We start from the raw sequence: 18192 nt of genomic DNA, 5'->3' as shown, positions 1-18192 counted from the left end.
TGTTCACGCGAGTGGCGTTCACGCGGGTGCTCCCGGTGGGACGAACGGCAGCCCCGGGGGCGCGCCGGACTCGATCAGCCGCCAGAGTGCGTCGGTGTCCGCGTGCTGTTCGACAAGGTCGCCCAGCCGGTCGAGCTGCTGCTCGCGGAGCGCGGCGAAGGACGTGTCGGGGGCCGGCACGAAGCGGCGGCCCGACGCGGCGGCCACCTCGCGCAGGAAGGCCCGCCGGAAACCGTCCGACTCCAGGGAGCCGTGCCAGTGCGTGCCCCACGTCTGGCCGACCCGGCAGCCGTCCAGGAACGGGACGCCCCCGGTCACCTCGGCGACCCCGTGATGGATCTCGTACCCCTCGACCCGCTCGCCGAGGGCCTCTCCGGCCGGCCGGGCGAGGGTCTTGTCGCGGGCGAACCGCACCCGTACGGGCAGCAGGCCGAGCCCGGGCACCTCACCGGCGCGCGACTCGACGTCGTCCTCGATGTGCTCGCCGAGGAGCTGGAAGCCGCCGCAGACGCCGAGGACCGGCCGGTGCTGGGCGGCCCTTCGGGCGAGGGCGTCCGCCAGCCCCCGCTCCCGCAGCCACCGCAGCGCCCGTACGGTCCCACGGGTGCCCGGGACGATCACGAGGTCGGCGTCCGCCAGTTCCTCCGGACGGTCCACGAACCGCACCACGACGCCCGGTTCGGCCGCCAGCGCGTCCACGTCCGTGAAGTTGGACATCAGCGGGACCGCGCACACCGCGACCCGCAGCACGTCCTCGCCGACGGGGGGAGCGACGGTGGACTCCCGGACGGTGCCCCGCAGGGACATCCGCAGCCCGTCCTCCTCGTCGATGCCGAGTCCGTGCCGGAAGGGCAGCACACCGTACGTCCGCCGCCCGGTCAGGCCCCGGAGCATCTCCAACCCGGGCTCCAGCAGGCCGACATCGCCCCGGAACTTGTTCACCAGGAACCCGGCGACCAGTTCCTGGTCCTCCGGCGAGAGCAGGGCGACGGTGCCGAAGAACGAGGCGAAGACGCCGCCGCGGTCGATGTCGCCGACGACGAGCACGGGCAGGCGCGCGTTGCGGGCGATGCCCATGTTGACGATGTCGGTGCGCCGCAGATTGATCTCGGCCGGGCTTCCCGCCCCCTCGCAGATCACCGCGTCATAGGTGCCCCGCAACTCGGCCAGACAGTCCAGCACCGTGCCGAGCAGCCGCTGTTGGCGACCTCCGTGATAGCCGCGCGCGCTCATCTCGCCCACGGCCTTGCCCAGCAGCACCACCTGGCTGCTGCGCTCACCGCCGGGCTTGAGCAGCACCGGGTTCATCAGCGCGGTCGGCTCGACCCGGCACGCCTGGGCCTGCATGGCCTGGGCCCGCCCGATCTCCGCGCCCTCCCGGGTCACGAAGGAGTTGAGCGACATGTTCTGCGCCTTGAACGGCGCGACCTTCACGCCCTGGCGCACCAGCCACCGGCAGATTCCGGCCGTCACGACGCTCTTGCCGGCGTCGGAGGTGGTGCCGGCGACGAGGAGACCCCCGGTCACTTCCCCGCTCCCTTCACGAGTCGGCGCGCGGCGAGTGTGACGCCGAACGCGAGCAGGCCGACCCGGCGGGACAGCCGTACCGCCCGCTCGATGTCGTTGACATGGACGGGGCGCCCGGCCGCCCCGTTGAGCACCGGGCGGTGCTCGACCCGGCCGCCGTAGGCGAGCGTCCCGCCCAGGCGTACCCCGAGCGCGCCCGCGAAGGAGGCCTCCACGGGTCCGGCGTTGGGGCTCGGATGCCTTCGCGCGTCGGCCTTCCAGGCGCGCAGCGCGCCGCGCGGATCGGGCCCGGCCGCGGCGGCGAGTACGGCGGTCAGCCGGGCCCCCGGCCACCCGGCGACGTCGTCCAGGCGGGCGGAGGCCCAGCCGTAGCGGCGCAGACGAGGCGACTTGTGACCGACCATCGCGTCCAGGGTGTTGACCGCCCGGAACCCGAGCAGACCGGGCACTCCGCCCACGGCGCCCCAGACGAGCGCGCCCACGACGGCGTCGGAGGTGTTCTCGGCCACCGACTCGACCACGGCCCGGGCGATCCCGTCGGCGTCCAGCGCCTGCGGGTCCCGGCCGCACAGATGGGGCAGCCGCGCCCGGGCCGCCTCGACGTCACCGGCCCGCAGGGCGCGCCCGATGCCGAGTGCCTCCCGGGCGAGCGAGGTGCCGCCGACGACCGCCCAGGTGGCGGCGGCGGTCAGCGCGGCGGACGCGGCAGGCGAGGGGCGTACGGCCCGTGCGGTCAGCGCGCCGAGCGCGACGGCGCCGCCGGCGCACACCGCGGTGTGCACGGCGCCCCAGCCCCGGTGGTCGTGCCACAAGGCGCCTTCCACCGCGGCGGCGGCCCGTCCGAACGCGGCGACCGGGTGCCCCCGGCGCGGATCGCCCAGGATCAGGTCACCCAGCAGGCCGGCGGCGGCGCCGTACGCGTAGGAGCGATCGGCACCCATCGGCTCAGACGGCCGTGGGTAGGGGGGTGGGCCTGGTACTGGTCCTTCGGCGGCCGAGCATGGCGATCCGGGTCCTCACTCAGGGTGTCCACGCCCTGGTTCGACGAGATTCGGCGGTGAGAGTTCCTGGCTTCCCGGGAGTCTCCTCCCGGTGACAGTGGCGGGACCGCGCCGGATTCGCACCGGCTTCCTCTCTTGCCGCCGTACATGGCCCGGGCAGTCCACCATGCGCCCCGAACAGCCGTCAACCTGCCGTTGACCAGCCGTTGACCTGCGGGGGGAGGGAGCGCCGACGCCCGCCCCCGGCAGGCGTGGACACGCCGGAGGCTCCCCTCCCGGGCGACGGGAGGGGAGCCTCGGGCGTGTTCGATCAGGACGCGGCCACGATCGGCGGGCGGTTCAGGCCTTGGCCACGATCAGGTAGATGCCGTACGCCACCGCCGCCGCGCAGGCCGCGAAGCAGACGTAGGCGCCGGTGACCGCGAGGGTGGCCGAGCCGCCCTGGGCCGCGGCCTTCTCGCGCCGCGACAGGCCGTTGATGCCGAGGGTGAACAGGGCCACCAGGCCCACCGTGAACACCAGGCTGGTGCCGAAGACGGAGCCGAGGGCCGCCCAGTCGATCGTCATGATGTTTCCTTCAGTACCTGAGGGCTCGGGGTCAGACCGTGGCGGCCGGCGGGGTCGCCGGAGCGGGGACCGAGGCGGCGGGCTGCGCGGGGCCGGCGGCCTGCTGCGGGAAGGCGAGAGCCGACTGCTCGGCGACGGCGGCCGTGGGAGGCGGGATCACCGCGGCGATGGCGGTGGTCACCACCCCGGCCGGCTCCTCCGTCTCGGTGACGACGTCCGTGTGGTCGACGACCTCACGGCGGGAGATCTTCCAGATCGCGGCGCTCGCGGCGACCAGGAAGACGGCGACGAGGGCGGTGCCCCAGTCACCGAGGTCGGTGACCGATTCGGCGCCCGCGCCGACCAGCGCGGCGGCCGGCAGCGTCAGCACCCAGGCGACGACCATGCGGGTCGCGGTGGACCAGCGGACCACACCGCCCTTGCGGCCCAGACCGGCGCCCATCACCGAGCCGGAGACGACGTGGGTGGTGGAGAGGGAGAAGCCGAGGTGGGCGGAGGCCAGGATCGCGGTCGCGGCGCTGGTCTGGGCGGCGAAGCCCTGGCGCGGCTCCAGGTCGGTCAGGCCCTTGCCCATGGTGCGGATGATGCGCCAGCCGCCGATGTAGGTGCCGAGCGCGATCGCCAGACCGGCGGAGAGGATCACCCAGGTGGGAGGGTTCGAGCCCGGGGCGATGGCGCCGCCCGCGATCAGCGCGAGGGTGATGATGCCCATCGTCTTCTGGGCGTCGTTGGTGCCGTGGGCGAGGGAGACCAGGCCGGCGGAGGCGATCTGGCCGGCGCGGTAGCCCTTGCGGGTGGCCTCGCTCTCGGCCTTGTCGCCGATGCCGTAGGAGAAGCGCGTGGCCAGCATGGCCGCGAGACCCGCCACGATCGGCGCGGCGACCGCCGGGAGCAGCACCTTGGTGACCAGGGCGTCGGCGTGGACGGCGCCGAAGCCCGCGGAGGCGACGGTGGCGCCGATCAGGCCGCCCATCAGGGCGTGCGAGGAGCTGGAGGGCAGGCCCACCAGCCAGGTCAGCAGATTCCAGAGGATCGCGCCGACCAGGGCGGCGAAGATGACCTCGGGACGGATGCCGGTCTCGTCGACGAGACCCTTGGAGATCGTGTTCGCGACCTCCACGGAGAGGAAGGCGCCCACAAGATTGAGGGCGGCGGACATGGCCACCGCGATCTTGGGCTTCAGGGCGCCTGTGGAGATGGTGGTCGCCATCGCGTTCGCGGTGTCGTGGAAACCGTTCGTGAAATCGAACGCGAGTGCGGTTACGACCACAATCGCGAGGATCAGCGAGAAGCTTTCCATTTACCCAGGCAATCGTTCGAGGTTGTTGGCTGGATGAACGTAGGCAACCTGGGTGAACGGAAGATGAACTGGGACGGGCGTGGTGGTGACCGGGATCCATGCTTGGGGTTCCGTTTACGGTCGGCGGCGATCGGCGGCCCAGGCGTCCCTTGGTTACCGGTCGCGGGCGAAGGTCCGCAGCCGGCTCGGCGACCCGTTGAAGAGATCCTGGTCACCTGGCAGCCCGCCCTTGATGCTGTACTGCCAGAACGTCCAGTACCGCCAGCCGCCGGGCAGCGTCCCGGGCCGCGCGGTGCCGTGCCGGGCCACCCAGAGAGGATGGGACGAGGAGAAGGACCGGCTGTTGCCGGTGCAGAGCTTCCACCACTGGGTGGTCGTGTAGATCATCGGGCGGCGGCCGGTCTCGTGCTTGATCTCGTCGCTGAAGGAGCGGATCCAGCGGACCATCCGCTGCGCGCTCAGCCCGTAGCACTTGTGCTTCTCGCTGTAGGGGTTGTACTCGATGTCCAGCACCGGCGGCAGGGTCCAGCCGTCCGCGCGCCAGCCGCCACCGTGCCGCACGAAGTACGCCGCCTGCCGGGTGCCGGAGGCCCTGTCCGGCAGCGCGAAGTGGTACGCGCCCCGGATCAGGCCGGCCTTGCGGGCGCCGTCGTACTGCTGTGAGAAGCGGGGGTTGCGGTAGCTCGTGGACTCGGTGGCCTTGACGTAGACGAAGCGCGCGCCCTTCCGCCGGGCGGCCGTCCAGTCGACCCGCCCCTGGTAGGACGACACGTCGTGGCCCCGGGGCAGTTGTGCGGCCAGGGCCGGCGTGAACGCCTTGACGGAGGTCGCGTCGGGGGTGCCCGCCTCGAGAGCGCCGGCGACGGGAATGCCCGCGTCGGGGTCGCTCGGGTAGGGGTCGCCCGGGTCCGACGAGTCCGATGGGGCGGGGGTGGTGGCGGGGGTGGCGGTGGCGGGGCCGGTCAGGGCGACGGCGAGCGCCGCGGTGGCCGCCACGAGGACACCGGCGCGGTGCCGGGCGAGAGTGCGTACACGGGCCATGTGGTCTCCCCGGGATGGCGGGCGAGGGATCGCCGGGCGGGCAAGAGAGATCATTCAAGGGCCGGTGCATGCCGGATTGGTGACGGAATGCGGTGATTCATACGACATCCATCCGTTCGGCGGTAAGCCGTCCGGCCGCCTCCGGGTTGCGGGACCGGCGGGTCGCGGATCCGTCGGATGGCGTGCGGTGCCGCGGGCTGCCGTCCGTGCCGTCCGGCTGGCAGGATCGCCGCATGGCTGATCAGCGGCGGGACGCGTCAGGGGAAGCGGCGGATCGCGAACCGGGCGGGGTACCGGGCCGCGACCGGACGGCGGGCCCCGGGCAGACGAACGCGGAGGCGGTGGCGCAGCCGGACACGGACGCGGTGGCGGAGGTGGCGGCGGTCTGGGAGGCGCTGGTCGCGACGGCGCGCAGGACGGTCGCCGACGGACTGGTCGTCGGCACCTCCGGCAACGTCTCCGCGCGCGTCGGGGACCTCGTGCTGGTCACCCCGTCGGGCGTGCCCTACGACCGGCTCACCCCGGCCGACCTCACCGGCGTCGACCTCACCGGACGCCAGGTGCTCGGCAGCCTGGTGCCGACCAGCGAACTGCCCATGCACCTCGCCGTCTACCGCACCACCGACGCCCGCGCGGTGGTGCACACCCACGCCGTGCACGCCACCGCCGTCTCCACGCTCGTGACCGAACTCCCGCCGGTCCACTACATGGCGGGCGCCCTCGGCGGAACCGTCCGGGTCGCCCCGTACGCGACGTACGGCAGCGAGCAGCTCGCCGACCACATGCTCGGCGCCCTCGCCGGCCGCTCCGGGTGCCTCCTGCGCAACCACGGCACGATCACCTACGGCGCGGACCTCGACCAGGCCTACGACCGCACCGCCCAGCTGGAATGGATGTGCCGTCTGTGGCTGGCGGCCTCCTCGGTACCGGGGCTGACGCCCTCCTTGCTGACCGAGGCACAAGTGGCCGAAGCCGGGGCACGTTTGAAGGGATACGGCCAACGGAGGTGACCCATTGCTGCACGGTCCTGTGTCCCGACGCGCCCTCGACCGACTGTCCGGCCTGCCCGGGCTTTCCGGTCTCCCCGCTCTGTCCCGGCTCTCCCGTCCACGCAAGCCGACCCGTACGGCGCTCCGTGGCGCCCTTCCGCTGGCCGGTGGCGAAAACCACCGGGACACTGGAGCCGTGGGCCCAGCCAAAGCGACCACCAGCGCACTCACCGCCGTCCTCGCCGCCGGCGTGGCATCCGTGGCCGCCGGGCGGCTGGCCAGCGATGCCGCGCTGAAGGCGCCTCCCGGGCGCCCGCTGCCCACGGAGCCCCGGCTCACCGTGCACGGCACGGACCCCGGCCGGATCACGCTCACCCGCGACCTGGCGTCCCTGCGCCCGGGCACCTACGGCCTCGCGGGAGACGGCTCCCACGCCGTCGTCGGGCCCGTCCTGCACTCGGCCCCGCACACCGCCGACACCGTCGTGCGCCGCCTGGAGCGCGTCACGCACGGCACCTTCGCCGCGGGCGACGCGGTGTGGCTGACCCCCAACGTCTACGTCGGCAATCCGCGCGCCGCCCTGGGCCTGGACCACGCCGACGTCGACGTGCCCGGCGAGCTGGGCACCCTGCCCGCCTGGTTCCTGCCGGGCCAACGGGACACCTGGGTGATCGCCGTGCACGGCCTGGGCACCACCCGCGAGCAGGTCATGAACGTGATGGGCTTCCTGCACTCCCGCCGCCTGCCCGTCCTCGCGCTCGCCTACCGCGGCGACCTCGGCGCCCCCCGGTCGCCGGACGGGCTGAACCACCTCGGCGAGACCGAGTGGCGGGACGTGGACGCGGCGATCCGCTACGCCGTCCGACAGGGCGCCCGCCGGGTCGTCCTGCTCGGCTGGTCCACCGGTGCCACCATGGCGCTGCGCGCGGCCGAGCATTCCACCGTGCGCGAGCACATCGCCGGACTGGCCCTCGACTCCCCGGTGCTCAGCTGGGAGGCCACGCTGCGCGCCCTCGCCCGGGCCCGCCACACCCCGCAGTCGCTGCTGCCGCTCGCGGTGCGGGCCGCCCAGGGCCGGGCCGGACTGCACCCCGACCGGGTCGCCGAGATCGCCGACCCCGCCCGGCTCGCCGTGCCCACCCTGATCATCCACGGCCCCGACGACCAGGTGGCCCCGTGGGAGTACTCGCGCGCGCTCGCCCGGCACCGCCCCGACCTGGTGGCGCTGCACACCGTCCCGGACGCCCCGCACGCGGCGATGTGGAACGCCGACCCGAAGGAGTACGAGGAGCGCCTGCGCCGCTTCCTGACGCCCCTGATGTAACCGCACCCGTCGGAAGCCGCTGCCGCGCCGGGGCCGTACCCGACCGGGCGTCACTCGTCCCTGTCGAACGCCCGCCGTCTCCGTCAGCCCTCCCCAGCCCTCCCGGCCGGGTTCGTCAAGCCGTCGCCCGCCCGTCGTCCACCCTCAGCCCTCACCGCCGCCACCGCCGCACCCACCGTCTCGATCACGCCCGCCCGCCGTTCCGGTCCGGGCCCCGGACCGTTCCGGTCGAGGACGCGCGGCCGGCCTGATCGCGCCTGCCGCGCCCGCTTCGGAGGCGGTGCGTTGGCCAGCCTCGTCGCCCGCCGTGACATTCCGTTTGGGTTTTCGGACCGTCAACCGGAAGACTGCACCCGTGACGTCCCGTATCCCGCGCGACTCCAGGCTTCGACTCGTCCGTCCGCGACCCCTGGCCGCCGCCCCCAGAGCTGTGAACCAGCGGCGCCCGCGCCGCCCCGCACCCCGGCCGCCGGAGGGCACCCCCGCCCCCGCCGAACTGGCCAGAACGGCACGCACCCGCCTGGCCGGCCCGGTCCGCGTCGCCCGCTGGGCCGACACCGCCCTCGGCCCCGGAAGCGACAGCGCCACCGCCGACGGCAAGGCCACCCTCTCCGAGGCGAGCGCCGAACGAGCCGCCGCCGACCTCGGCCTGAGCGCCGCTCAGGTCTGCGCGGACTGGGACACCGCCCGGCTCGCCGGACTCGTCGAGGTGCACGGCGACAGCGCGCGCCCCGGCTGGCGGCTGCGCGCCTGGGACCGCGACGACAGTGCCGTACTGCGCGGCTGGGTCGCCCTCTTCGACGCCTGGTCGCTGGCCTACCCCGAACCCGGGGGCCATGAAGCGGCCGAGGTCGCCGAGGTCGTCTCCGCCATGCCCCAGGTGCTCTCCTTTCTCCAGCTGTCCGCCGGGCCGGTCCCGGTCGAGCAGCTGCTCGACCTGCTCCAGCAGCGGGTCACCGAACTGCGCACCGAGCGCTGCGAGGTCCCCTACGGGCCCGGCACCGAGCGGTCCACCGGCCCCTCGGGCCTGGCCGCCCCCGCCGCTCACGCCCCGCTCGCGCCCCTGCTCGACTGGGCGCTGCGGGCGCTCGCCTCCGTCGGCGCCCTGACCTACGGCGAGGGACAGGCCACGCTGACCTCACTGGGCAGCTGGGCGGTCTGGGTCAAGCTGGAGCAGATCTGCGTGGCCGCGCAGAGCCCCGCCGGGAACATCGAGCAGTCCGCCGAGGACATGCTGCGCGGCTGTGCCCAGCTGCGCCCCAACGCGGCCCGCGCCGAGTACCGCGCCTGGCTCGCCGCCCGCCCCGTGGGCAGCGCCGTCACCGAGCTGATCGAGGCCGCCCGGGGCGAGGACGCCCTCTCGCGCGGCCTGGCCTTCGAGGCGCTGCGGGTCGTCGGCGCCCCCGCCGAGCCCGAGGTACGGGCCGTCGTGGACGAACCGGCGCTCAGACCGTACGCCCTGCTGTGGCTCGCCGAACACGACGGCGTCGACCCGGAGGACGCCCACGAGGCCCTCACCCGTGAGGAGGCCACCTGGCTGTGGGTGGACACGGCCGCCGCCGTCGCCGACCACGGCGAGGCGCCGATGCTGGTCCGGCATCTGGAGTCCGCGGTGCAGCCCACCGTCCCCCAGCTGCTCGACGAGGTCCGCGCCGTCGGCCACCCGCGCACCGTGCAGGTCCTGGTCGCCCTGGCCGCCGCGCACCCCGATCCGGCCCTGGCCAAGGCCGTGCGCCGGGCCGCCTTCCAGGTGCACACCGGGGGATAGCGGGCGCACGGAGGCCCGGGGCGGCCTCAGGCCCCGATCTCGGGGGCGTAGGTGCCGAAGCTCCAGATGTTGCCCTCGGCGTCGCGGGCCAGGTAGTCGCGCGAGCCGTACTCCTGGTCCGTCGGGGGCGTCAGGATCTCCACCCCGTGCTCCACCGCTCGCCGGTGGTGGGCGTCCACGTCGTCCACCACGACGTACACCGCCGCGGGGCCCGCGTCCCGCATCGCCGCGTCGAAGCGGCCGTCGCGGCCCCTGGACCCCAGCATCACCGCGCCGTTGCCCTGGACCAGCTCGGCGTGCATCACCTTGCCGTCCTCGGTCTCGTACACCGACAGCTCGGTGAACCCGAGGGCCTCGGTCAACTGTCTGATCGCCGCCTTCGCGTCCGTGTACAGCAGCGAGGGGTACATGCTCGGCCGTCCCGCACCCGTGTCCGTCATGCCGATCACTCCTTCGCGCGCCGCTCCCGTGGCCCGCCGTTCAGTCTTCCAGCAGCCACCGACAGCCCTGACAGCCACTGACACTCCTCAGCGGAACGTGTCGCACTGCTTCATGTCGCCGGTGCGGTACCCCTGCTGGAACCACTGCTGCCGCTGCTGCGCCGACCCGTGGGTCCACGTCTCCGGCGTCACCCGGCCCTGGAACCGCTCCTGGATCCGGTCGTCACCCACGGCCGCGGCGGCGTCCAGGCCGTCGCGTACGTCGGCGGTCGTCAGGCTGGTGATCAGCGGCCGTCCGGTGGACTCGTCCGGAGTGGTCGTCGCGTGCCGCGCCCAGACGCCCGCGTAGCAGTCCGCCTGCAGCTCCGTCCGCACCGAGTTGCTGTTCGCCCCGGTCAGCCCGTCCTGGGACCGGTCGAGGACGCCCAGCAGGTCCTGCACGTGATGGCCGTACTCGTGCGCGACGACGTACGCCTGCGCGAAGGGGCCGCCCCGGGAGCCGAACTTCGTGCGCAGTTCGTCGAAGAAGCCGAGGTCCAGATAGACCTTGCGGTCCCCGGGGCAGTAGAACGGGCCGACCGACGAGGTCGCCGCCCCGCAGGCCGTGCCGATCCCGCCGCTGAAGAGCACCGTCGGCGAACCGGTGTAGGTCGCGCCGCGCCGCCCGAACTCCTGCGTCCAGTAGTCCTGCACGCTGTTGACGACCGCCACGATCCGGCAGTCGTCCCTGGTGTTCGCGTCCCGGCCGGTACGGCAGGTCTGCTGGACCTGCTGGAGCGAGGAGGCGGTGGGCTGGGGCGCGTCCCCGCCCGAGGACAGCCCCAACTGGTCGGGGCCGACGCCCAGGAACAGGCCCAGCAGCAGGGCGATCAATCCGACGACGCCGCCGCCGATCGTGGCCCGGCCCCCCGGGACACGGCTGCCGCGCACGTCCTGGACCTCGGAGGTGTCCAGATTCGCGTCGTCGTCGAACTGCACGCGTCACCGCCCTCTGCCCGCCGGCGCGCTCGGCGTCCGGAGCCTGGTGTCATCCCTACCCGCCCCACCGCCGACGTCGCGGAACGAGCACCCGAACGGGGGACCAGCCCGGCCCGGCACCCGACCCCGCCGACCGGGCATGGCTAGCCTCGGCGGCCGACCCATGCCCAGGGACGACGAAGGGGGCCCGGACCAGGTGCCCGCTCCACCCCGGCGAACCCACCGCCCAACCACCCCACACCCCCGCCCTGCCGCGCAGAGCCCGGATCCGGACGCCGTGCCGCCACCCGGCACCGACTCCCCGGGCGCCGCATCCGCCTCCCTCCGGCCCTGCCCCCACCCGGACATCCGTTCGGTGAGCGCCGAGCCCCGCTCCACCCGGATCGCCACCCGACCCCCGCCGCGGCGGCGAGCGCCTTCCGCCACGACCGGCCGTACCCGGCGGTGCCCTGGGGGACGCCGTCGCGAGCCGGGTGACCCCCGCGTCCCGCTCGCTACAGGGGCACCGCCCCGGGGTCGCCCCACCACCCCCACGGTCCCCGGAAGCCCCCCGCTTCCCACCGGCACCGCGACTGCTCGGCCCAGCGACCCCGCTCGCCCCGCAACCCTCCCTCGACCCACGCACCCGGCACACCCCATCCGCCACACGAATGTCACCGGCCGCAGACACCCCGCAGCCCACCCCCACGCGGCGCGGCACCCCGGCTGCCCTCCGCCGTGCCCTCGGCCCGCTTCTCCTGCTCTGTCTTCTCTGTCTGCTCGGTGTGGCTCATCACACGCGGGCCGCGCCCTACGGGGACCGGTTGCTCGGGGAACCGGGGGCGCCGGCCGACGCGTGGACAACGCGCGCGGGGGGCCGCCGTCGTGGCCTACGACACCCGTACCGGGGCGCCGCGCTGGCGGTACGAGCGCCTGGGGCGCCGGCCGGTCGCGGTGGTTCCCGCGCGCGGGAAGGTGATCGCGCTCTGAGACGACGGCCTGCTCACCGCCACCGACGGCCTGCTCACCGCCACCGACGGCCGTTCGGTGCGCTGGCACCGCGTGCTGCCCGACGCCACCGGCCGGCTCCGGGGCCTGGGCGGCACCGGCGTCCTGCGGCCACTCGGGCGCGGCATCCTCGGGGTCGTCACCCCGCGCCGCGTCGCCGCGTACCGCACCGCCGACGGAGACCTGCGCTGGATGCTCCCCGCCCGGCCGAGCTGCGCGTTCCGCCCGGAAGGGGCCCTGCGCCGGGGGCCGGCCCTGCTCGTCGCCCAGCCGTGCGCGCACGGCGCCTGGACCGGCCAACTCGTGGCCCTGGACGACCTGGGCCGGATCAACCCCCGACCGCACCCCGCTGGGCAACGAACTCCCGCGTCACGGCCCGAACGCGCGGACGTAGGAAAACCGCTTGCACGACCCCGTTAGACTTGGCCCATGGCCATTCTCCTCGCGCATTAGACGGCGGGAACGTCCTCAGCCGCCCACCCGCCAATCCCTGTACGCCCTGGAGTCTGTCCTTGATCTCCGCCTCCGGTATCGAGCTGCGCGCCGGTGCGCGCGTCCTCATCGAGAACGCCACCTTCCGTGTCGCCAAGGGTGACCGCATCGGCCTCGTCGGCCGCAACGGCGCGGGCAAGACCACCCTGACCAAGTGCCTGGCCGGCGAGGGCGTCCCCGCCGGCGGCACGATCACCCGCTCCGGCGAGGTCGGCTACCTGCCGCAGGACCCCCGCACCGGCGACCTGGACGTGCTCGCCCGCGACCGCGTCCTGTCCGCGCGCGGCCTGGACGTGCTGATCCGCAAGATGCGCGAGAACGAGCAGCGCATCGCCAACGGCGCCGGCGCCACCCGCGAGAAGGCCCTGCGGCAGTACGAGCGCCAGGAGACCGAGTTCCTCACCAAGGGCGGATACGCCGCCGAGGCCGAGGCCGCCACCATCGCCGCCGCGCTCAACCTGCCCGACCGCGTGCTCGGCCAGCCGCTGCACACCCTCTCCGGTGGCCAGCGGCGCCGTATCGAGCTGGCCCGCATCCTGTTCTCCGACGCCGACACGCTGCTGCTCGACGAGCCGACCAACCACCTCGACGCGGACTCGATCGTCTGGCTGCGGGACTACCTGAAGACGTACCGCGGCGGCTTCATCGTGATCTCCCACGACGTCGACCTCGTCGAGACGGTCGTCAACAAGGTGTTCTACCTGGACGCCAACCGGTCCCAGATCGACGTCTACAACATGGGCTGGAAGCTCTACCAGCAGCAGCGCGAGGCCGACGAGAAGCGCCGCAAGCGCGAGCGCGCCAACGCCGAGAAGAAGGCCGCCGCCCTGCATTCGCAGGCCGACAAGATGCGCGCCAAGGCCACCAAGACGGTCGCCGCGCAGAACATGGCCCGCCGCGCCGACAAGCTGCTCTCCGGCCTGGAGGCGGTCCGACAGTCCGACAAGGTCGCCAAGCTCCGCTTCCCCGAGCCCGCCCCCTGCGGCAAGACCCCGCTGACCGCCGAGAGCCTGTCGAAGTCGTACGGCTCGCTGGAGATCTTCACCGACGTCGACCTCGCCATCGACAAGGGCTCCCGGGTGGTCATCCTCGGCCTCAACGGCGCCGGCAAGACCACCCTGCTGCGCCTGCTCGGCGGGGTGGAACAGCCCGACACCGGTCAGGTCGTGCCCGGTCACGGCCTCAAGCTCGGCTACTACGCCCAGGAGCACGAGACCCTCGACCCCGAGCGCTCGGTCCTGGAGAACATGCGCTCGGCCGCCCCCGACATGGACCTGGTCGAGGTCCGCAAGGTGCTGGGCTCGTTCCTGTTCTCCGGCGACGACGTGGACAAGCCCGCGGGCGTGCTGTCCGGCGGCGAGAAGACCCGTCTCGCCCTGGCGACCCTCGTGGTCTCCTCGGCCAACGTCCTCCTGCTCGACGAGCCGACCAACAACCTCGACCCCGCGAGCCGCGAGGAGATCCTCGGCGCGCTGCGCACCTACAAGGGCGCGGTGGTCCTCGTCACCCACGACGAGGGCGCCGTGGAGGCGCTCCAGCCGGAGCGGATCATCCTGCTGCCCGACGGCGTCGAGGACCTGTGGGGCTCCGACTACGCGGATCTCGTCGCCCTGGCGTGATCGAAAGTCTGATCCACGGCGTATGGATCATTCGGCCGATCCGTGATCCATCATCTGTGTGAGATCTCCTGGTAGCAGGGTGTGTCCTACACGGATTTTCCGGCCGATCCCTTGGCAGTCAAGGGATCGGCCGTTTCGCATCCCTGACCTGGCCGTTCGTGGATCCACCCGTTCAGCCCCCTCGCTCCGAGACTCCGGAATCCGCGGTTCCCCTTGTGGGGATGCGCTCCCGTCGTCACAACGATGTCCCACGGACCTTGCCGAATGGGTGGCCATCAGGGCCCGGAGGGGTGATCATGAGGAGACCAGAGCGCACTTCCCATGAGGAGGCACGGGTGGCCGAGACTCTGAAGAAGGGCAGCCGGGTAACCGGCGCCGCGCGCGACAAGCTCGCGGCAGACCTGAAGAAAAAGTACGACTCCGGTGCGAGCATCCGGGCGCTGGCCGAGGAGACCGGCCGCTCGTATGGCTTCGTACACCGGATGCTCAGCGAGTCGGGCGTCACCCTGCGTGGGCGTGGCGGAGCGACTCGGGGCAAGAAGGCCGCGACGTCCTGACTCCGGGCGGCCCATCGGCTTCGATGGTGGCCACCCGGTCGGCGGACAGACCGGCCGGGTGGTTACTGTGCAGTCACTTAAGCGTGCCCCCGCACGCGAGCGTGCCCACGGCACGTGTTGCTGACCGCACCCATCGGAGGCGCCCCATGGCTTCGCCCGCCCAGGACCTCGCTGCTGTACTCGACAAGGACGGCGTACGGCTCACCGTCGACGACGCGCTCGCCACGGTGACGCTGACCAACCCGGCCAAGCGCAACGCGCAGAGCCCCGCTCTGTGGCGGGCGCTCACCGAGGCCGGACGGTCGCTGCCGGGCTCCGTGCGGGTCGTGGTGCTGCGCGGCGAGGGCAAGTCCTTCTCCGCCGGGCTGGACCGCCAGATGCTCACCCCGGAGGGGATCCCGGGCGAGCCGTCCTTCACCGATCTCGCGCGCCGTGACGACGCCGGGCTCGACGCCGCCATCGCCGGGTTCCAGGAGGCGTTCACCTGGTGGCGACGGAACGACATCGTGTCCATCGCCGCCGTCCAGGGGCACGCCATCGGCGCCGGATTCCAGCTGGCCCTCGCGTGCGACCTCCGCGTCGTCGCCGACGACGTGCAGTTCGCCATGCGCGAGACCAGCCTCGGCATCGTCCCCGACCTGACCGGTACGCATCCGCTGGTCGGCCTCGTCGGATACGCCCGCGCGCTCGAGATCTGCGCGACCGGGCGGTTCGTCGGCGCCCAGGAGGCGGTGGCCTGCGGCCTGGCCAACGTCGCCGTGCCCGTGGACGAACTCGACGCCGCCGCGCACGACCTGGCGGCCGCGCTGCTCGCCGCGCCCCGCGACGCCGTCGTGGAGACCAAGGCGCTGCTGCGCGGCGCCCTCGACCGCACGTACGACGATCAGCGTGCGGCGGAACGCGCCGCCCAGGCCCGACGCCTGCGCGACCTGGCCGGCACGGGCGAGTAATTCCCAGCTCCCCCCGGCCCGCCGCGACCGGCCGCACCGCCGAGCCCCGGACCGCCCTGTACTAGGTCACCGCCGTGACCAGTACCGCCACCGTCGGACGGTCCTCCAGCACCTCGCGTACGACGGCGCGGACCCGCCGGGCCACGTCCACGGCCCGGTGGTCCGCGCTCGTGGCCAGTTCCACGCGCACGTGCCGGTGCGGCAGCGCCGCATCCGCCGCGCGCATCTCCAGATGCACCGCCCGGCCCATGCCGCCCAGCGTCCCCGTCAGCGCGCTCACCCCGGGAACGGACAGCGCGGCCACGGCCACCCGGACCTCGTCCGGATCCTTGACCTCCCGGGCCGGTTCCGGGTGCGGCGCGGGCACCGCCGAGCCGGGCTCGCCACCCGGGTCCAGCAGGTCCGTCACCCGCAGATCCACCGCCGTCACCTCCAGGCCGAGCCGCTCGGCAGCGGCCGTGGCCAGCGTCAGCCGCAACAGGGAGGCCACCGCCGGCAGCGGCTCGGCCGCCGTCGCCGCGAACTCCGCCGTCACCCGCAGCGCACCCGGCGGTAGCGCGCTCGGCGGCGCCGGTACGACGGGCTCGTGCGCCTGCGCCGGATCGGCGAGCGCGATCCGCAGCGCGCCCAGCCGTACGCCCGGCATCCCGAGCGCCACCGCCCGTCCGAGTACCGCCCCCGCCGCGCCCTCCGCGATCCACGCGCCGTCGCGTGGCCCGCCGAGCGGCACCAGCCGTCCGAGGCCCACCTGCTGCCGTACCGCCTGTGCCCACCGGTCCGCCGTCATTCCTCCAGCCTGCCGCATCCACGGCGCGGAGTCCGGCAACCCTGCGTACGGTGGTTCAAGGACGACCACCGAAAGGGACGTGCGGCGATGACCGATATGACGACGACCCCCGAGGGCGACCAGGACCCGCAGGTGTCGACCCGCAAGACCACCCGGCGCGGCGGCGGCGATCCGGCCACCCGCGGCCGGACCACCATCGCCGACGGCGTCGTGGAGAAGATCGCCGGGCTCGCCGCCCGCGACGTCTACGGCGTCCACGCGCTGGGTAGCGGACTCTCCCGCACCTTCGGAGCCATGCGCGACCGGGTGCCCGGCGGCGGCAAATCCGTGACCCGCGGGGTCAAGGCCGAGGTCGGCGAGGTGCAGACCGCCCTCGACCTGGAGATCGTCGTGGTGTACGGCGTCTCGATCTCCGATGTCGCCCACGCCGTGCGGGAGAACGTCATCGCTGCCGTGGAACGGATGACCGGACTCGAGGTCGTCGAGGTCAACATCGCGGTAGGCGACGTCAAGCTGCCTGAGGAAGAGGAAGAGGAGCCGCCGGAGCCCCGGATCCAGTGAGACCCGGACCCCGGGCGCCGGACCGCGCCCGCCCGACGAGCTGAGGAGCGCTGAATGAGCATGGCAGTGGTCGGCATGATCGCCGGGATGGCGCTGGGCTTCGCCGGGTACTTCGGCGGCTTCGGGGCCTTCGTGCTGGTGGCGGCCCTGGGCGCGGTCGGCTTCGTCGTGGGGCGGTTCGCGGACGGGGACCTGGACCCGGGTGACTTCTTCCGTGGCCGTGACCGCCGGCGCGACCGGCAGCTGTGACCGCCGTGCACGCGCGGTCCGCCGCGACGCCCCCGGGCCTCGTGGCGCCCGGCGAGCGCGGCGCCACCCGGATCGACGACCGGGTCGTGGCGAAGATCGCCACGCAGGCCGCACGCGAGGCGCTCGCCCCGCTGCCCCCGGGCGCCGCCGCTCCGCACGCCACGGTCGTCGTACGCCAGGAGACCGCCCGTGTCCGCCTCCGCGTCGACCTCGGGTACCCCTGTGACATCGGCGCCCGCTGCGGCGCCGTGCGCCGGCGGGTCCGGGAGCGGCTGGAGGCGCTGGTGAACATGGAGGCACCGGAGGTCGCCGTCCGGGTCGAGGGGCTGCATCCGGCACCGGTGCTCGGCGCGTCGCGCCGGAGGACGTCATGAGCGGCGAGCCCCGGCCGCCCGAGAGCGACGGCGGACGGCCGCCGGTCCTCGACTTCGACAAGGCTCCTCGGGACGACTTCGACGAGCCCCCGCAGGACGACACCTTCCCGGACGGTCCGCCGCTCCTGCTCCCCGAGAGCAGTGGCCGCTTCTGGTCGGCGCGCCGGATTCCCGCGGGCATCGTCGCCCTGCTCGTCCTGGCCGGTTCCTGCCTCCTGCTGTACGACATCGTCGCCGTGCGCGCCGGCTACCCGGCGATGCGCTGGCGCCGTGTCCTGGCCCGGCAGCTCGCCGAGCGTCCGCTCGACGATTTCTGGGTGCTGGTCGGAGCCGGTGTCGCCACCGCCCTCGGCCTGTGGCTCCTCGGCCTGGCCGTCACCCCCGGCCTGCGCGACCTGCTGCCGATGCGACGCCCGCGCCCCGAGGTCCGCGCCGCGCTGAGACGCGAGGCGGCCGCCGTGACGCTGCGCGACCGGGCCATGGAGGTCTCCGGTGTGCGGGACGCGTGGGTACGGATGGGCCGCAGGAAGGCGGACGTCCGGGCGGTCGCACACTTCCGTGACCTCGACGAGGTGCGCGCCGACCTGGACGCCGTACTCGCCGACGCGGCCCGCGGGCTCGGGCTGGCCCACCCGCCGGGGGTGTCGGTGCGTGTCCGCCGGCCCGGACGGAAGGGGTGAG

19 protein-coding genes and 1 riboswitch are annotated in these 18192 nt (G+C 73.9%); of the genes, 11 read left to right on the top strand and 8 right to left on the bottom strand.

All coding sequences use genetic code 11. From position 1 onward, the window contains the following. Positions 1 to 18: 18 nt before the first annotated feature. The 5 genes from ACIBA9_RS12525 to ACIBA9_RS12505 form a co-directional block, all read right to left on the bottom strand. Positions 19 to 1527, bottom strand: a complete 1509-nt coding sequence (locus tag ACIBA9_RS12525; RefSeq protein WP_399362231.1) for a cobyric acid synthase — start codon at positions 1525 to 1527, stop codon at positions 19 to 21. Next, positions 1524 to 2468 (bottom strand): cobalamin biosynthesis protein, encoded by a 945-nt coding sequence (locus tag ACIBA9_RS12520; protein ID WP_399362229.1) that lies wholly within the window; start codon positions 2466 to 2468, stop codon positions 1524 to 1526. Before ACIBA9_RS12520 ends, ACIBA9_RS12525 begins: the two co-directional genes overlap by 4 nt. A gap of 99 nt (positions 2469 to 2567) precedes the next feature. After that, positions 2568 to 2710: riboswitch (cobalamin riboswitch) on the bottom strand. 157 nt (positions 2711 to 2867) lie between these two features. After that, positions 2868 to 3095 (bottom strand): hypothetical protein, encoded by a 228-nt coding sequence (locus ACIBA9_RS12515; protein WP_362162002.1) that lies wholly within the window; start codon positions 3093 to 3095, stop codon positions 2868 to 2870. A 31-nt stretch (positions 3096 to 3126) separates the two neighbouring features. Beyond that, positions 3127 to 4395 (bottom strand): anion permease, encoded by a 1269-nt coding sequence (locus tag ACIBA9_RS12510; protein ID WP_393900828.1) that lies wholly within the window; start codon positions 4393 to 4395, stop codon positions 3127 to 3129. Positions 4396 to 4548: 153 nt separating this feature from the next. Next, positions 4549 to 5436, bottom strand: coding sequence for a lysozyme (locus ACIBA9_RS12505; RefSeq protein WP_399362226.1), 888 nt, complete (start codon positions 5434 to 5436; stop codon positions 4549 to 4551). Positions 5437 to 5669: 233 nt separating this feature from the next. Here ACIBA9_RS12505 and ACIBA9_RS12500 point away from each other — a divergent pair, with 233 nt between their 5' ends. The 3 genes from ACIBA9_RS12500 (at position 5670) to ACIBA9_RS12490 (ending at position 9517) form a co-directional block, all read left to right on the top strand. Further along, positions 5670 to 6446, top strand: a complete 777-nt coding sequence (locus ACIBA9_RS12500; protein WP_399362224.1) for a class II aldolase/adducin family protein — start codon at positions 5670 to 5672, stop codon at positions 6444 to 6446. Between the two features lie 175 nt (positions 6447 to 6621). Continuing rightward, a complete protein-coding gene (locus tag ACIBA9_RS12495; RefSeq protein WP_399362222.1) occupies positions 6622 to 7749 on the top strand; it encodes an alpha/beta hydrolase in 1128 nt (375 codons plus the stop codon). 355 nt (positions 7750 to 8104) lie between these two features. Continuing rightward, positions 8105 to 9517, top strand: a complete 1413-nt coding sequence (locus ACIBA9_RS12490; protein WP_399362220.1) for a hypothetical protein — start codon at positions 8105 to 8107, stop codon at positions 9515 to 9517. Positions 9518 to 9543: 26 nt separating this feature from the next. Here ACIBA9_RS12490 and ACIBA9_RS12485 read toward each other — a convergent pair whose 3' ends face one another. Both ACIBA9_RS12485 and ACIBA9_RS12480 read right to left on the bottom strand, forming a co-directional pair. Next, positions 9544 to 9957 carry a VOC family protein gene (locus tag ACIBA9_RS12485; protein ID WP_399362218.1) on the bottom strand — a complete coding sequence of 138 codons (414 nt, stop codon included), beginning with the start codon at positions 9955 to 9957 and terminating at the stop codon, positions 9544 to 9546. A gap of 87 nt (positions 9958 to 10044) precedes the next feature. Next, a complete protein-coding gene (locus ACIBA9_RS12480) occupies positions 10045 to 10935 on the bottom strand; it encodes a neutral zinc metallopeptidase (protein ID WP_399362216.1) in 891 nt (296 codons plus the stop codon). A 1026-nt stretch (positions 10936 to 11961) separates the two neighbouring features. Between ACIBA9_RS12480 and ACIBA9_RS12475 the strand changes: the two genes are divergently transcribed. The 4 genes from ACIBA9_RS12475 to ACIBA9_RS12460 all read left to right on the top strand — a co-directional run bounded on the left by ACIBA9_RS12475 (position 11962) and on the right by ACIBA9_RS12460 (position 15540). After that, the gene (locus ACIBA9_RS12475) at positions 11962 to 12342 is read left to right on the top strand and encodes a hypothetical protein (RefSeq protein WP_399362214.1); all 381 of its coding nucleotides are present in this window, start codon (positions 11962 to 11964) and stop codon (positions 12340 to 12342) included. Positions 12343 to 12434: 92 nt separating this feature from the next. Then, positions 12435 to 14033: a ribosomal protection-like ABC-F family protein gene (gene abc-f, locus ACIBA9_RS12470; RefSeq protein ID WP_362161980.1), complete on the top strand. Its 1599-nt coding sequence runs from the start codon at positions 12435 to 12437 to the stop codon at positions 14031 to 14033. A gap of 335 nt (positions 14034 to 14368) precedes the next feature. Further along, positions 14369 to 14590, top strand: coding sequence for a helix-turn-helix domain-containing protein (locus ACIBA9_RS12465; protein ID WP_010355597.1), 222 nt, complete (start codon positions 14369 to 14371; stop codon positions 14588 to 14590). 146 nt (positions 14591 to 14736) lie between these two features. Continuing rightward, positions 14737 to 15540, top strand: a complete 804-nt coding sequence (locus tag ACIBA9_RS12460; RefSeq protein WP_393900834.1) for an enoyl-CoA hydratase/isomerase family protein — start codon at positions 14737 to 14739, stop codon at positions 15538 to 15540. Between the two features lie 61 nt (positions 15541 to 15601). Here the strand turns inward: ACIBA9_RS12460 and ACIBA9_RS12455 are convergent, their stop codons facing one another. Further along, a complete protein-coding gene (locus ACIBA9_RS12455) occupies positions 15602 to 16327 on the bottom strand; it encodes a nucleopolyhedrovirus P10 family protein (protein ID WP_399362211.1) in 726 nt (241 codons plus the stop codon). A gap of 87 nt (positions 16328 to 16414) precedes the next feature. Here ACIBA9_RS12455 and ACIBA9_RS12450 point away from each other — a divergent pair, with 87 nt between their 5' ends. Genes ACIBA9_RS12450 through ACIBA9_RS12435 form a run of 4 tightly spaced genes read left to right on the top strand, consistent with a single transcriptional unit; the run spans position 16415 to position 18191 of the window. Then, positions 16415 to 16888 (top strand): Asp23/Gls24 family envelope stress response protein, encoded by a 474-nt coding sequence (locus tag ACIBA9_RS12450; protein WP_399362209.1) that lies wholly within the window; start codon positions 16415 to 16417, stop codon positions 16886 to 16888. Positions 16889 to 16942: 54 nt separating this feature from the next. After that, the gene (locus ACIBA9_RS12445; RefSeq protein WP_362161969.1) at positions 16943 to 17137 is read left to right on the top strand and encodes a hypothetical protein; all 195 of its coding nucleotides are present in this window, start codon (positions 16943 to 16945) and stop codon (positions 17135 to 17137) included. Further along, positions 17134 to 17511 carry a hypothetical protein gene (locus ACIBA9_RS12440; RefSeq protein WP_399362207.1) on the top strand — a complete coding sequence of 126 codons (378 nt, stop codon included), beginning with the start codon at positions 17134 to 17136 and terminating at the stop codon, positions 17509 to 17511. The genes ACIBA9_RS12445 and ACIBA9_RS12440 overlap by 4 nt, the downstream gene beginning before the upstream one ends. Further along, positions 17508 to 18191, top strand: a complete 684-nt coding sequence (locus tag ACIBA9_RS12435) for a DUF6286 domain-containing protein (RefSeq protein ID WP_399362205.1) — start codon at positions 17508 to 17510, stop codon at positions 18189 to 18191. Before ACIBA9_RS12440 ends, ACIBA9_RS12435 begins: the two co-directional genes overlap by 4 nt. Position 18192 lies beyond the last annotated feature (1 nt).

The sequence above is a fragment of the Streptomyces sp. NPDC051452 genome (genome assembly GCF_044454765.1).
Classification (GTDB): Bacteria; Actinomycetota; Actinomycetes; order Streptomycetales; family Streptomycetaceae; genus Streptomyces.
This window is presented reverse-complemented; position numbering and strand designations above follow the sequence as displayed.